This is a genomic window from Pseudomonas sp. TE3552 (genome assembly GCF_056278945.1).
On the sequence record NZ_JBWBQJ010000001.1, the window covers coordinates 5,986,301 to 5,999,574 of the forward strand.

Genomic DNA, 13,274 nt, shown 5'->3' on the forward strand with positions numbered 1-13,274 from the left:
GCAGGCCCTGATCGCTCCGTTCATCCAGTCGAGACAATTTGTCGAGGTTGGATGGGGGGAGAGGTCGGGGCCTTGCCTTGACTAGGGGCAAGATCCTCTTTAGACTCTTGTACCCCTAAATTTGGCGGGGATTCGTTCCTGCCATTTTGCTTTTCTTGCAAGACAATAGCGTCGCAAGACAACAGTGGAGCTAGTAGATGGCAACTATCAACCAGCTGGTACGTCAGCCGCGTAAGCGTATCGTCGAGAAATCCGACGTGCCTGCGCTGCAGAACTGCCCGCAACGTCGTGGCGTATGCACCCGTGTGTATACCACTACGCCGAAAAAACCTAACTCGGCACTGCGTAAAGTATGCCGTGTGCGTCTGACCAACGGTTTCGAGGTTTCCTCGTACATCGGCGGTGAAGGCCACAACCTGCAAGAGCACAGCGTGGTACTGATCCGCGGCGGTCGTGTAAAAGACTTGCCAGGTGTTCGTTACCACACCGTTCGCGGCTCTTTGGATACTTCCGGCGTTAAAGGTCGTAACCAAGGTCGTTCGAAGTACGGTACCAAGCGTCCGAAGTAATAGTCGCTTGCAGCAAAAAACCGATTTCTATTTTTCTGAGTCGATAAGAGTAAGGTCGGAGGCGTCCCGAAAGGGCACCGATTCCGAGCGAACCTGAAGACCGTTTGAGGGCTTATCCATGCCAAGAAGACGCGTAGCAGCCAAGCGCGAAGTGCTTGACGATCCAAAATACGGAAGCCAAATCCTGGCCAAGTTCATGAACCACGTGATGGAAAGCGGCAAAAAAGCCGTTGCCGAGCGTATCGTTTATGGCGCGCTGGAAAAGGTTAAAGAACGCAAGAACAGCGACCCCCTGGAAATCTTCGAGAAAGCTCTCGACGCCATCGCTCCGCTGGTCGAAGTAAAGTCGCGCCGTGTAGGCGGTGCTACTTACCAGGTTCCGGTCGAGGTTCGTCCGTCCCGTCGTAACGCGCTGGCAATGCGCTGGTTGGTAGACTTCGCCCGTAAGCGTGGCGAGAAGTCTATGGCTCTGCGTTTGGCTGGCGAACTGTTGGACGCTGCTGAAGGTAAAGGTGCTGCTGTTAAGAAGCGTGAAGACGTGCACCGTATGGCTGAAGCCAACAAGGCTTTCTCGCACTACCGCTTCTAATTTTAGCTTCACTAATTTTGCGAGGGCTTTATGGCTCGTACTACTCCGATTAGCCGCTACCGTAACATCGGTATCGTTGCTCACGTGGATGCTGGTAAAACCACCACCACCGAGCGCGTCCTTTTTTACACTGGCAAAAGTCACAAGATGGGCGAGGTGCATGACGGCGCCGCGACCACAGACTGGATGGTTCAGGAGCAGGAGCGTGGTATTACCATTACTTCTGCTGCCATTACCGCCTTCTGGAAAGGTTCTGAAAAGCAGTACCCGCACGAGCACCGTTTCAACGTTATCGATACCCCGGGCCACGTAGACTTCACTATTGAAGTTGAGCGTTCCCTGCGCGTACTCGACGGCGCTGTCGTTGTGTTTTGCGGTACTTCGGGCGTTGAGCCTCAGTCGGAAACCGTATGGCGTCAGGCCAACAAGTACGGCGTTCCACGTCTTGTTTACGTAAACAAGATGGACCGTGCTGGCGCTAACTTCCTGCGCGTGATCGGTCAGATCAAGCAGCGTCTGGGTCACACTCCGGTGCCAATCCAGTTGGCTATCGGTTCCGAAGACAACTTCCAGGGTCAGATCGATCTGATCAACATGCAAGCTGTCTACTGGAATGACTCTGACAAGGGTATGGTCCCTGTTCGCAAGGATATTCCTGCTGAGCTGCAAGAGCTGGCTGAAGAGTGGCGCAGCAACATGGTCGAGGCTGCGGCCGAAGCCAGCGAAGAGCTGATGAACAAGTATCTCGAGGGGGAAGAACTCTCCATCGAGGAAATCAAGGCCGCTCTGCGTCAGCGTACTATCGCTGGTGAGATCGTTCTGGCTGTTTGCGGTTCTTCCTTCAAGAACAAGGGTGTTCCCCTGGTTCTCGACGCCGTTATCGACTTCCTGCCTGCTCCAACCGACATTCCTGCTATCAAGGGTTCCAACCCGGATAACGAGGAAGAGGAAATGGAGCGTCATGCAAGCGACGACGAGCCTTTCGCGGCTCTGGCGTTCAAGATCGCTACCGACCCATTCGTGGGTACCTTGACCTTTGTCCGCGTTTACTCGGGCGTGTTGGCTTCCGGCGACGGCGTGATCAACTCGGTAAAAGGCAAGAAAGAGCGTGTGGGTCGTATGGTGCAAATGCACGCAAACGCCCGTGAAGAAATCAAGGAAGTACGCGCTGGTGACATCGCGGCCTTGATCGGCATGAAGGACGTCACCACTGGTGAAACTTTGTGCAACGCTGACAAGCCAATCATCCTGGTTCGCATGGACTTCCCGGAGCCGGTTATTTCGGTTGCCGTAGAGCCTAAGACCAAGGATGACCAGGAAAAAATGGGTATCGCTCTGGGCAAGCTTGCTCAGGAAGACCCGTCTTTCCGCGTCAAAACTGATGAAGAGACTGGTCAAACGATCATCTCCGGCATGGGCGAGCTGCACCTGGACATCCTGGTTGACCGGATGCGCCGTGAGTTCAACGTCGAAGCCAACATCGGTAAGCCTCAAGTTTCGTACCGTGAGCGCATCACGAAGAGTTGCGAAATCGAAGGCAAGTTCGTTCGTCAGTCCGGCGGTCGTGGCCAGTTTGGTCATTGCTGGATCCGTTTTGCACCTGCTGACGAAGGTCAGGAAGGTCTGCAATTCCTGAACGAAGTAGTGGGTGGTGTGGTTCCTAAGGAATACATCCCGGCTATCCAGAAGGGTATCGAAGAGCAGATGAAGAACGGTGTTGTTGCCGGCTATCCGCTGATCGGCCTGAAGGCTACCGTGTTTGATGGTTCTTACCACGACGTCGACTCGAACGAGATGGCGTTTAAGGTGGCTGCTTCCATGGCTACCAAGCAACTGGCCCAGAAGGGCGGTGGTGAGTTGCTTGAGCCGATCATGGCAGTAGAGGTTGTTACGCCTGAAGACTATATGGGTGACGTGATGGGCGACCTTAACCGTCGTCGCGGCATGATCCTGGGTATGGAAGATACGGTTTCCGGTAAGGTTATCCGTGCTGAAGTTCCGTTGGGCGAGATGTTCGGTTATGCGACCGACGTTCGTTCGATGTCCCAGGGTCGCGCAAGCTACTCTATGGAATTCAAAAAATACAATACGGCTCCGTCGCACATCGTCGAAACCGTTACCAAAAAACAAGGCTGATTCAGTCCTTTAGGCAAGGAGTTAATTGTCGTGGCTAAAGAAAAATTTGAACGTAACAAACCGCACGTCAACGTTGGCACCATCGGTCACGTTGACCACGGTAAAACCACTCTGACCGCTGCTCTGACCCGCGTCTGCTCCGAAGTTTTCGGTTCGGCCAAGGTTGACTTCGACAAGATCGACAGCGCCCCGGAAGAAAAAGCTCGCGGTATCACCATCAACACCGCTCACGTTGAATACGATTCGGCTGTGCGTCACTACGCGCACGTTGACTGCCCAGGTCACGCCGACTACGTAAAAAACATGATCACCGGTGCTGCTCAGATGGACGGCGCTATCCTGGTTTGCTCGGCCGCTGATGGTCCGATGCCACAAACCCGTGAGCACATCCTGCTGTCCCGTCAGGTTGGTGTTCCGTACATCGTTGTCTTCCTGAACAAGGCTGACATGGTAGACGACGCTGAGCTGCTGGAACTGGTTGAGATGGAAGTGCGCGACCTGCTGAGCACTTACGACTTCCCAGGCGACGACACTCCGATCATCATCGGTTCGGCGCTGATGGCTCTGAACGGTCAAGACGACAACGAGATGGGTACCACTGCCGTCAAGAAGTTGGTTGAGACTCTGGACAGCTACATCCCAGAACCAGAGCGTGCGATCGACAAGCCGTTCCTGATGCCAATCGAAGACGTATTCTCGATCTCGGGTCGCGGTACTGTTGTGACTGGTCGTGTTGAGCGTGGCATCGTCCGCATCCAGGAAGAAGTTGAGATCGTTGGTCTGCGCGATACTCAGAAAACTACCTGCACCGGCGTTGAAATGTTCCGCAAGCTGCTCGACGAAGGTCGTGCTGGTGAGAACTGCGGCGTACTGCTGCGCGGCACCAAGCGTGACGACGTTGAGCGTGGCCAGGTTCTGGTCAAGCCAGGTACCGTCAAGCCGCACACCAAGTTCACCGCAGAAGTTTACGTTCTGAGCAAGGAAGAAGGCGGCCGTCATACTCCGTTCTTCAAAGGCTACCGTCCACAGTTCTACTTCCGTACTACTGACGTGACCGGTAACTGCGAATTGCCAGAAGGCGTTGAAATGGTAATGCCAGGTGACAACATCCAGATGACTGTCACTCTGATCAAAACCATCGCGATGGAAGATGGTTTGCGTTTCGCTATCCGTGAAGGCGGTCGTACCGTCGGCGCTGGCGTCGTAGCCAAAGTCATCGAGTAAGTTTCGATGAGTTGAAAAAGCCCCCGCTTAGCGGGGGCTTTTTTATTGGGTTGACACCTATCGGGGGCGTCTATAGAATTGCGCCTCCTTTTAACGGGCGTATTGCGCCCGGTGGGAATAGCAGCCGGAGTCTGAAATCCAATGCAAAATCAGCAAATCCGTATCAGGTTGAAGGCTTTTGACCATCGCCTGATCGACCAATCCACCCAGGAAATCGTGGAAACCGCGAAACGTACTGGTGCTCAAGTGCGTGGTCCAATTCCACTGCCTACCCGTAAAGAGCGGTTCACCGTTCTGGTCTCCCCGCACGTCAACAAAGATGCGCGTGACCAGTACGAGATCCGTACTCATAAGCGCGTTCTGGACATCGTCCAGCCAACGGATAAAACCGTTGATGCTCTTATGAAGCTTGATCTTGCGGCCGGTGTGGAAGTGCAGATCAGCCTCGGCTAAGACTCGGTCTTAGTCGTGTAACGCTCTGAAATGGGCGGCCATAGCGGGTGAAAGCCCCGTACACTCATGAGGTTTACAACATGACTATTGGTGTAGTCGGTCGTAAATGCGGTATGACCCGTATTTTCACCGAAGAAGGTGTCTCCATTCCGGTCACGGTCATTGAGATCGAACCGAATCGCGTCACCCAGTTCAAAACTGAAGAGACCGATGGCTATCGTGCAGTGCAAGTCACTGTCGGCGAGCGTCGTGCTTCGCGTGTTACAGCTGCTCAAGCTGGCCACTTCGCCAAGGCGAACGTTGCCGCTGGTCGTACCGTAATGGAATTCCGCCTTGAAGAAGGCGCGTACCAGGCCGGCGATCTGATCAACGCTGAAATCTTCGCCGCTGGTCAACTGGTTGATGTAACCGGTCAGTCCAAGGGTAAAGGCTTCCAGGGTACGATCAAGCGTTGGAATTTCCGCGGGCAAGATAACACCCACGGTAACTCCGTGTCCCACCGCGTTCCAGGCTCTATCGGCCAGTGCCAGACTCCTGGTCGTGTATTCAAGGGCAAAAAAATGTCCGGTCATATGGGCGCTGAGCGCGTGACCGTGCAGTCCCTCGAAGTAGTGCGCGTGGACGCTGAACGCAATCTGTTGTTGGTCAAGGGCGCTGTTCCTGGCGCTACTGGCGGCAACTTGGTTGTACGTCCAGCAGCCAAGGCTCGCGGTTAAGGGGAAGCTGACATGCAATTAAATGTAAATGACGCTCAAGCGATCGAAGTTTCCGAACTGACATTTGGCGGCGAATTCAACGAGACGCTGGTTCACCAAGCAGTCGTGGCCTACATGGCCGGCGGCCGTCAAGGTAGCAAGCAGCAAAAGACCCGTTCCGACGTTTCTGGTGGCGGTAAGCGCCCATGGCGTCAGAAAGGTACTGGCCGTGCTCGTGCCGGTACTATCCGTAGCCCAATCTGGCGTGGCGGCGGTACCACTTTCGCAGCTCGTCCTCAAGATCACTCCCAGAAGCTGAACAAGAAGATGTATCGCGCAGCAATGCGTTCCATCCTTGCTGAGCTGGTGCGTACTGATCGTCTGGTCGTGGTTCAGGATTTCGCTGTTGAAACGCCGAAAACCAAAGATCTGCTGGGCAAACTGAACAACATGAGCCTGACCGACGTTCTGATCGTGTCGGACGCTGTTGATCAGAACCTGTACCTGGCTGCTCGCAACCTGCCGCACGTAGATGTACGTGATGTGCAAGGTTCCGATCCAGTTAGTCTGATCGCATACGACAAGGTGTTGATCACCGTGTCGGCCGTGAAGAAATTCGAGGAGCTGCTGGGATGAACCAGGAACGCGTATTTAAAGTTCTGCTTGGCCCGCACGTTTCCGAGAAGGCTACGGTTCTGGCAGACAAGAAAGGCCAGTTCGTTTTCAAGGTTGCGACCGACGCAACCAAGCTGGAAATCAAGAAGGCCGTCGAAAGCCTGTTCAGCGTGAAAGTAGAGCGTGTTACTACCCTGAATGTCCTGGGTAAGAGCAAGCGCACTGCTCGCGGTCTGGGCAAGCGTAATGACTGGAAGAAGGCAGTTATCTCCCTTCAGCCAGGCCAAGATCTCGATTTCAGCAGCAGTGCTGAGTAAGGAAGGGGTGCATCATGGCAATCGTTAAATGCAAACCGACTTCCCCTGGCCGCCGTTTTGTGGTCAAGGTGGTCAACCAGGAGCTGCATAAAGGCGCTCCTCACGCACCGCTGCTCGAGAAAAAATCGAAGTCTGGTGGTCGTAACAACAATGGTCGTATTACCACTCGTCACATCGGTGGTGGCCATAAGCAGCATTATCGTCTGGTCGATTTCCGTCGCAACGACAAAGATGGCATCGCTGCCACTGTCGAGCGTATCGAATACGATCCAAACCGTACTGCTCACATCGCTCTGCTGCTGTACGCAGATGGCGAGCGTCGCTACATCATCGCCCCTAAAGGCGTGAGTGCTGGCGACCAGCTGATCGCGGGTGCTCTGGCACCGATCAAGCCGGGCAACGCTCTGCAACTGCGTAACATTCCAGTTGGTAGCACCGTACACGGCATCGAATTGAAGCCAGGTAAAGGCGCGCAAATCGCTCGTTCCGCTGGTGCTTCGGCTCAGCTGATCGCTCGTGAAGGTGTCTACGTGACCCTGCGTCTGCGTTCTGGTGAGATGCGTAAAGTGCTGGCTGAATGCCGCGCGACCCTGGGTGAAGTCTCGAACTCCGAGCACAGCCTGCGTTCGCTGGGTAAAGCTGGTGCCAAACGCTGGCGTGGCGTTCGCCCAACCGTTCGTGGTGTTGCCATGAACCCGGTTGACCACCCACATGGTGGTGGTGAAGGTCGTACCTCTGGTGGTCGTCATCCGGTATCGCCATGGGGCTTCCCGACTAAGGGCGCGAAGACTCGTGGTAATAAGCGTACCGACAAAATGATCGTCCGTCGTCGCAAGTAAATAGAGGGATACGACAGTGCCACGTTCTCTGAAAAAAGGTCCTTTTATTGATCTTCACCTACTGAAGAAGATCGAAGTGGCGGCGGAAAAGAACGATCGCAAACCAGTTAAGACCTGGTCGCGCCGTTCCATGATCCTGCCACAAATGGTCGGTCTGACCATTGCTGTGCATAACGGTCGTCAACATGTTCCAGTTCTCGTGAACGAAGACATGGTCGGCCACAAACTGGGCGAGTTTGCCGGTACCCGCACATATCGTGGGCACGTGGCAGACAAGAAAGCCAAGCGTTAAGGGGTAAGGAACGATGGAAGTAGCCGCTAAGTTGTCGGGCGCTCGAATCTCCGCCCAGAAAGCCCGCTTGGTCGCCGACCAGATCCGCGGGAAGAAGGTGGGCGAAGCGCTCAACCTGTTGGCTTTCAGCAGTAAGAAAGCCGCCGAGATCATGAAGAAAGTGCTGGAGTCGGCCGTAGCCAACGCCGAGCATAACGAAGGCGCAGACGTTGATGACCTGAAAGTCAGCACCGTTTTCGTCAACGAAGGGCGTTCGCTGAAGCGCATCATGCCACGTGCCAAAGGCCGTGCTGATCGCATCGTCAAGCGGTCTTGCCATATCACTGTCAAGGTTGCTGACAAGTAACGGAGTCGAAGAGATGGGTCAGAAAGTACATCCCATTGGCATTCGCCTGGGAATCGTCAAGGAGCACACCTCCGTCTGGTACGCAGACGGTCGGACTTATGCGGACTATTTGTTCGCTGATCTGAAGGTGCGTGAGTATCTCCAAGACAAACTAAAAAGCGCGTCCGTAAGCCGTATCGATATCCATCGTCCGGCTCAGACTGCACGTATCACCATTCACACCGCTCGTCCAGGTATCGTTATCGGGAAGAAAGGTGAAGATGTTGAGAAACTGCGTCAGGACCTGACCAAGCAAATGGGTGTGCCTGTGCACATCAATATCGAAGAGATCCGCAAGCCGGAACTCGACGGTATGCTGGTTGCGCAGAGCGTAGCTCAGCAGCTGGAGCGTCGCGTAATGTTCCGTCGCGCTATGAAGCGCGCTGTTCAGAACGCCATGCGCATTGGTGCCAAAGGCATCAAAATCCAAGTGAGCGGTCGTCTCGGCGGTGCTGAAATCGCACGTACTGAATGGTATCGCGAAGGTCGTGTGCCACTGCACACCCTGCGTGCCGACATCGACTATGCCAACTACGAAGCTCACACCACTTATGGTGTGATCGGTGTAAAGGTTTGGATCTTCAAAGGCGAAGTAATTGGTGGTCGCCAAGAAGAGCTGAAACCACAAGCACCAGCGCCTCGTAAAAAAGCTGCTAAGTAAGGGGTACGCCAAATGTTGCAACCAAAGCGTACGAAGTTCCGCAAGCAAATGACTGGTCACAACCGTGGCCTGGCATTGCGCGGTAGCAAAGTCAGCTTCGGCGAGTATGCGCTGAAGTCTGTAGCTCGTGGTCGTCTCACCGCTCGTCAGATCGAATCAGCGCGTCGTGCACTGACCCGTCACGTTAAGCGTGGCGGCAAGATCTGGATCCGTGTATTCCCGGACAAGCCTATTTCCAAAAAGCCACTCGAAGTTCGGATGGGTAAAGGTAAGGGTAACGTCGAATACTGGGTTGCCCAGATTCAGCCAGGCAAAGTCCTGTATGAAATCGAGGGTGTTTCTGAAGAGCTGGCGCGTGAGGCTTTCGCCCTGGCTGCTGCAAAGCTGCCGCTCGCCACCTCCTTTGTTAAACGGACGGTGATGTGATGAAAGCGAATGAACTTCGTGAAAAATCCGCACAGCAGCTGAACGAGCAACTGCTCGGCCTGCTGCGCGACCAGTTCAATCTGCGTATGCAGAAAGCAACTGGCCAGTTGGGGCAGTCTCATCTGCTCTCGCAAGTTAAGCGTGACATCGCTCGCGTGAAGACTGTGCTCAACCAGCAGGCAGGTAAGTAATCATGGCTGAAGCCGAAAAAACTGTCCGTACGCTGACTGGCCGTGTTGTCAGCGACAAGATGGACAAAACCATCACCGTTCTGATCGAGCGTCGCGTTAAGCACCCGATCTACGGTAAATACGTTAAGCGTTCGACTAAGCTGCACGCGCACGACGAAACCAATCAGTGCCACATCGGCGACAAAGTCACTATTCGTGAAACTCGTCCTTTGGCCAAGACCAAGTCTTGGGCGCTGGTTGATGTTCTCGAACGCGCTGTGGAAGTCTAAGGACTAGGGGTCGGAGAAATTATATGATTCAGACTCAATCCATGCTCGATGTGGCCGATAACAGCGGCGCTCGCCGCGTTATGTGCATCAAGGTGCTGGGTGGCTCCCATCGTCGTTACGCTGGTATCGGTGACATCATCAAAGTTACCGTCAAGGAAGCAATTCCTCGCGGTAAAGTGAAAAAAGGCCAAGTGATGACTGCTGTTGTAGTCCGCACTCGTCACGGCGTTCGCCGTGCTGATGGCTCCATTATCCGCTTTGATGGCAACGCTGCTGTTCTTCTGAACAACAAGCAAGAGCCGATCGGCACCCGTATCTTTGGGCCAGTGACCCGTGAACTTCGTACTGAGAAGTTCATGAAGATCGTCTCGCTCGCCCCAGAAGTGCTGTAAGGAGATCCGACATGCAAAAGATTCGTCGTGACGACGAGATCATCGTGATCGCCGGCAAAGACAAAGGTAAGCGCGGTAAGGTGCTGAAGGTTCTCGCTGACGACCGTCTGGTCGTTGGTGGTCTGAACCTGGTCAAGCGCCATACCAAGCCTAACCCGATGTCGGGCGTACAGGGCGGTATCGTCGAGAAAGAAGCGCCACTGCACGCTTCCAACGTCGCCATTTTCAACGGCGAAACCAACAAGGCTGACCGCGTTGGTTTCAAAGTAGAAGATGGTAAGAAAATTCGTGTCTTCAAGTCGACCCAAAAAGCGGTTGATGCTTGAACACTGCTAGGTAGAAGACCATGGCACGACTAAAAGAGATTTACCGGAAGGAAATCGCACCGAAACTTAAGGAAGAACTTAAGCTTTCGAACGTGATGGAAGTTCCGCGCGTTACTAAAATCACCCTGAACATGGGTCTGGGCGAAGCGATCGGCGACAAAAAAGTCATCGAGCACGCTGTTGCTGACCTGGAAAAGATCACCGGCCAGAAAGTCGTTGTGACCTACGCTCGGAAATCCATCGCTGGCTTTAAAGTCCGTGAAGGTTGGCCGATCGGCGTCAAAGTGACCCTGCGCCGTGAGCGTATGTACGAGTTCCTGGATCGTCTGCTGTCGATCTCCCTGCCTCGGGTTCGCGACTTCCGCGGCCTGAATGCCAAGTCCTTCGATGGTCGTGGTAACTACAGCATGGGCGTTAAAGAGCAGATCATCTTCCCGGAAATCGACTACGACAAGATCGATGCTCTCCGCGGTCTGGACATTACCCTGACCACCACTGCCAAGAACGATGATGAAGGTCGCGCTCTGCTGCGTGCTTTCAAATTCCCGTTCCGCAACTGATTGGAGTAGGAAAATGGCCAAGATGAGCATGAAAAACCGCGAGCTGAAGCGTCAGCTCACGGTTGCCAAGTACGCCAAAAAGCGTGCAGCACTGAAAGCAATCATCGTTGATCTGAACGCAAGTCCAGAAGCGCGTTGGGAAGCTACAGTAGCTCTGCAGAAGCAGCCACGTGACGCAAGCGCTTCGCGCATGCGTAACCGCTGCCGCCTGACCGGTCGTCCACACGGCGTTTACCGCAAGTTCGGCCTTGGCCGTAACAAACTGCGTGAAGCGGCAATGCGTGGTGACGTGCCTGGTCTGGTTAAAGCCAGCTGGTAAGCACTATCAAAGTCTCGGTGTTCGGGATCGCAAGATCCTGACCATCGGTGACCTTGAACTTGAATCAAGCCCCTTTTGGGGCTTGATTCATTTGTGGGGTGTGTCTAGAATACCCGGCTCGCCTGAGCCCGTGCTTTTTTTGCGCGGATGTACTCGGCGACACGTAGTAGCCGCAAGGCTAATTTTTTGTGTATTAGGAGCGTCTAGCCCATGAGTATGCAGGACCCGTTAGCGGACATGCTAACTCGAATCCGTAATGCCCAGATGGCTGAAAAGTCCGTCGTAAGCATGCCATCTTCTACTTTGAAGGTAGCTGTTGCCAAAGTCCTGAAGGACGAAGGTTACATTGCGGGTTATCAGATCAGCAGCGAAATCAAGCCACTGCTGTCCATCGAGCTGAAGTACTTCGAAGGCCGTCCGGTCATCGAGGAAGTGAAGCGCGTTAGCCGTCCAGGCCTGCGTCAGTACAAGTCCGTCGAAGATCTGCCGAAAGTTCGTGGTGGTCTCGGTGTGTCTATCGTCTCCACCAACAAAGGTGTGATGACGGATCGTGCTGCGCGCGCTGCCGGTGTCGGCGGCGAAGTTCTTTGCACTGTGTTCTAAGGGGGGATAAGCATGTCACGCGTCGCTAAGAACCCCGTTAAGCTGCCAGCCGGCGTCGAAGTCAAATTCGCAGGCCAACAGCTTTCGGTGAAGGGTGCCAAGGGTACTCTCGAACTGAACATCCATTCGTCCGTTGAGATCGTTGAAGAAGCTGGTGAGCTGCGTTTCGCTGCTCGCAATGGCGATCAACAAACTCGCGCAATGGCTGGTACCACTCGTGCGTTGGTGAACAACATGGTCCAAGGCGTAAGCCAAGGCTTCGAGCGCAAGCTCCAGCTGGTCGGTGTTGGTTACAAGGCGCAAGCAAAAGGCACAGTGCTGAACCTGGCTCTTGGCTTCTCGCATCCAGTGGATTATGAACTGCCGGAAGGCATCACCGCTGAGACTCCTAGCCAGACCGATATCCTGATCAAGGGCATCGATAAGCAGCTGGTAGGTCAAGTGGCCGCCGAGATCCGCGACTTCCGTCCACCAGAGCCGTACAAAGGCAAAGGTGTGCGCTACGCGGACGAAGTCGTCCGTCGTAAAGAAGCCAAGAAGAAGTAGGGCATAGCAAATGACCGACAAAAAAGTTACTCGACTGCGTCGCGCTCGCAAAGCACGCCTGAAAATGCACGAACTCGAAGTCGTGCGTCTCTGCGTGTTCCGCTCGTCGCAGCACATCTACGCCCAGGTCATTTCGGCCGACGGCAACAAAGTCCTGGCAAGTGCCTCGACTTTGGATAAAGAACTGCGTGATGGCGCCACTGGCAACATCGACGCGGCCACTAAGGTTGGCCAGCTGGTCGCTACGCGTGCTAAAGCCGCTGGCGTCTCGCAGGTGGCTTTCGACCGCTCTGGCTTCAAGTACCACGGCCGCGTCAAGGCGCTGGCTGATGCTGCTCGTGAAGCTGGGCTGGAGTTCTAAGTTATGTCAAATAACGACCAAAAGCGCGACGAAGGCTACATTGAGAAGCTGGTTCAAGTTAACCGCGTAGCCAAAACCGTTAAAGGCGGCCGTATCTTCACTTTCACCGCGTTGACCGTGGTGGGTGATGGTAAGGGGCGTGTTGGCTTCGGCCGTGGCAAGTCGCGTGAAGTGCCTGCTGCGATCCAGAAGGCAATGGAAGCTGCTCGCCGCAACATGATCCAAGTTGATCTGAACGGCACCACTCTGCAGTACGCAATGAAGTCCGCTCACGGCGCTTCGAAGGTGTACATGCAGCCTGCTTCTGAAGGTACCGGTATCATCGCTGGCGGCGCTATGCGTGCTGTCCTCGAAGTTGCTGGCGTTCAGAACGTTCTGGCCAAGTGCTACGGCTCGACTAACCCGGTAAACGTGGTTCACGCCACTTTCAAAGGTTTGAAAGCTATGCAGTCTCCTGAATCCATTGCCGCCAAGCGTGGCAAAAGCGTCAAGGAGATCTTCTGATC

At 54.4% G+C, this 13,274-nt stretch carries 23 protein-coding genes; all 23 read left to right on the plus strand.

Features of this window, described 5'->3' with window-relative positions:
- Positions 1-197: 197 nt before the first annotated feature.
- The 23 genes from rpsL to rpsE all read left to right on the plus strand — a co-directional run bounded on the left by rpsL (position 198) and on the right by rpsE (position 13,272).
- A complete protein-coding gene (rpsL, locus tag ACZ9BB_RS27065; protein ID WP_003186084.1) occupies positions 198-569 on the plus strand; it encodes a 30S ribosomal protein S12 in 372 nt (123 codons plus the stop codon).
- Positions 570-687: 118 nt separating this feature from the next.
- Positions 688-1,158: a 30S ribosomal protein S7 gene (rpsG, locus tag ACZ9BB_RS27070; RefSeq protein ID WP_002555493.1), complete on the plus strand. Its 471-nt coding sequence runs from the start codon at positions 688-690 to the stop codon at positions 1,156-1,158.
- A 30-nt stretch (positions 1,159-1,188) separates the two neighbouring features.
- Positions 1,189-3,294: an elongation factor G gene (gene fusA / locus ACZ9BB_RS27075; RefSeq protein WP_476217750.1), complete on the plus strand. Its 2,106-nt coding sequence runs from the start codon at positions 1,189-1,191 to the stop codon at positions 3,292-3,294.
- Between the two features lie 30 nt (positions 3,295-3,324).
- The gene (gene tuf / locus ACZ9BB_RS27080) at positions 3,325-4,518 is read left to right on the plus strand and encodes an elongation factor Tu (RefSeq protein ID WP_003186103.1); all 1,194 of its coding nucleotides are present in this window, start codon (positions 3,325-3,327) and stop codon (positions 4,516-4,518) included.
- A gap of 141 nt (positions 4,519-4,659) precedes the next feature.
- Positions 4,660-4,971 carry a 30S ribosomal protein S10 gene (gene rpsJ, locus ACZ9BB_RS27085; protein WP_003186070.1) on the plus strand — a complete coding sequence of 104 codons (312 nt, stop codon included), beginning with the start codon at positions 4,660-4,662 and terminating at the stop codon, positions 4,969-4,971.
- 80 nt (positions 4,972-5,051) lie between these two features.
- Positions 5,052-5,687, plus strand: a complete 636-nt coding sequence (gene rplC / locus ACZ9BB_RS27090; RefSeq protein ID WP_476217752.1) for a 50S ribosomal protein L3 — start codon at positions 5,052-5,054, stop codon at positions 5,685-5,687.
- Between the two features lie 12 nt (positions 5,688-5,699).
- Positions 5,700-6,302 carry a 50S ribosomal protein L4 gene (rplD, locus tag ACZ9BB_RS27095; protein ID WP_007924200.1) on the plus strand — a complete coding sequence of 201 codons (603 nt, stop codon included), beginning with the start codon at positions 5,700-5,702 and terminating at the stop codon, positions 6,300-6,302.
- The gene (rplW, locus tag ACZ9BB_RS27100) at positions 6,299-6,598 is read left to right on the plus strand and encodes a 50S ribosomal protein L23 (protein ID WP_002555488.1); all 300 of its coding nucleotides are present in this window, start codon (positions 6,299-6,301) and stop codon (positions 6,596-6,598) included. Before rplD ends, rplW begins: the two co-directional genes overlap by 4 nt.
- Positions 6,599-6,612: 14 nt before the next feature.
- The gene (gene rplB / locus ACZ9BB_RS27105; protein WP_003186055.1) at positions 6,613-7,437 is read left to right on the plus strand and encodes a 50S ribosomal protein L2; all 825 of its coding nucleotides are present in this window, start codon (positions 6,613-6,615) and stop codon (positions 7,435-7,437) included.
- Positions 7,438-7,453: 16 nt separating this feature from the next.
- Positions 7,454-7,729, plus strand: a complete 276-nt coding sequence (gene rpsS / locus ACZ9BB_RS27110) for a 30S ribosomal protein S19 (protein WP_002555486.1) — start codon at positions 7,454-7,456, stop codon at positions 7,727-7,729.
- A gap of 13 nt (positions 7,730-7,742) precedes the next feature.
- Positions 7,743-8,075 carry a 50S ribosomal protein L22 gene (gene rplV, locus ACZ9BB_RS27115; protein ID WP_003103908.1) on the plus strand — a complete coding sequence of 111 codons (333 nt, stop codon included), beginning with the start codon at positions 7,743-7,745 and terminating at the stop codon, positions 8,073-8,075.
- A gap of 13 nt (positions 8,076-8,088) precedes the next feature.
- The gene (rpsC, locus tag ACZ9BB_RS27120) at positions 8,089-8,775 is read left to right on the plus strand and encodes a 30S ribosomal protein S3 (RefSeq protein WP_003176422.1); all 687 of its coding nucleotides are present in this window, start codon (positions 8,089-8,091) and stop codon (positions 8,773-8,775) included.
- Positions 8,776-8,787: 12 nt separating this feature from the next.
- Positions 8,788-9,201 carry a 50S ribosomal protein L16 gene (gene rplP / locus ACZ9BB_RS27125; RefSeq protein ID WP_019409905.1) on the plus strand — a complete coding sequence of 138 codons (414 nt, stop codon included), beginning with the start codon at positions 8,788-8,790 and terminating at the stop codon, positions 9,199-9,201.
- Positions 9,201-9,392 carry a 50S ribosomal protein L29 gene (rpmC, locus tag ACZ9BB_RS27130; protein WP_002555481.1) on the plus strand — a complete coding sequence of 64 codons (192 nt, stop codon included), beginning with the start codon at positions 9,201-9,203 and terminating at the stop codon, positions 9,390-9,392. Before rplP ends, rpmC begins: the two co-directional genes overlap by 1 nt.
- A 2-nt stretch (positions 9,393-9,394) precedes the next feature.
- Complete coding sequence (rpsQ, locus tag ACZ9BB_RS27135; RefSeq protein ID WP_003176419.1) at positions 9,395-9,661, plus strand: 30S ribosomal protein S17; 267 nt, start codon at positions 9,395-9,397, stop codon at positions 9,659-9,661.
- A gap of 23 nt (positions 9,662-9,684) precedes the next feature.
- Positions 9,685-10,053 (plus strand): 50S ribosomal protein L14, encoded by a 369-nt coding sequence (gene rplN, locus ACZ9BB_RS27140; RefSeq protein ID WP_002555479.1) that lies wholly within the window; start codon positions 9,685-9,687, stop codon positions 10,051-10,053.
- Positions 10,054-10,064: 11 nt separating this feature from the next.
- The gene (gene rplX / locus ACZ9BB_RS27145; protein WP_007896770.1) at positions 10,065-10,379 is read left to right on the plus strand and encodes a 50S ribosomal protein L24; all 315 of its coding nucleotides are present in this window, start codon (positions 10,065-10,067) and stop codon (positions 10,377-10,379) included.
- Positions 10,380-10,399: 20 nt separating this feature from the next.
- A complete protein-coding gene (rplE, locus tag ACZ9BB_RS27150; RefSeq protein ID WP_003210069.1) occupies positions 10,400-10,939 on the plus strand; it encodes a 50S ribosomal protein L5 in 540 nt (179 codons plus the stop codon).
- A 13-nt stretch (positions 10,940-10,952) separates the two neighbouring features.
- Positions 10,953-11,258, plus strand: coding sequence for a 30S ribosomal protein S14 (gene rpsN, locus ACZ9BB_RS27155; RefSeq protein WP_003176414.1), 306 nt, complete (start codon positions 10,953-10,955; stop codon positions 11,256-11,258).
- A gap of 210 nt (positions 11,259-11,468) precedes the next feature.
- On the plus strand, positions 11,469-11,861 hold the full coding sequence (rpsH, locus tag ACZ9BB_RS27160) for a 30S ribosomal protein S8 (protein ID WP_017848802.1): 393 nt from the start codon (positions 11,469-11,471) through the stop codon (positions 11,859-11,861).
- A gap of 12 nt (positions 11,862-11,873) precedes the next feature.
- Complete coding sequence (gene rplF, locus ACZ9BB_RS27165; RefSeq protein WP_003176412.1) at positions 11,874-12,407, plus strand: 50S ribosomal protein L6; 534 nt, start codon at positions 11,874-11,876, stop codon at positions 12,405-12,407.
- A gap of 10 nt (positions 12,408-12,417) precedes the next feature.
- A complete protein-coding gene (gene rplR, locus ACZ9BB_RS27170; RefSeq protein ID WP_003186037.1) occupies positions 12,418-12,768 on the plus strand; it encodes a 50S ribosomal protein L18 in 351 nt (116 codons plus the stop codon).
- Between the two features lie 3 nt (positions 12,769-12,771).
- Positions 12,772-13,272, plus strand: a complete 501-nt coding sequence (gene rpsE / locus ACZ9BB_RS27175) for a 30S ribosomal protein S5 (protein ID WP_003186035.1) — start codon at positions 12,772-12,774, stop codon at positions 13,270-13,272.
- Positions 13,273-13,274: the final 2 nt, after the last annotated feature.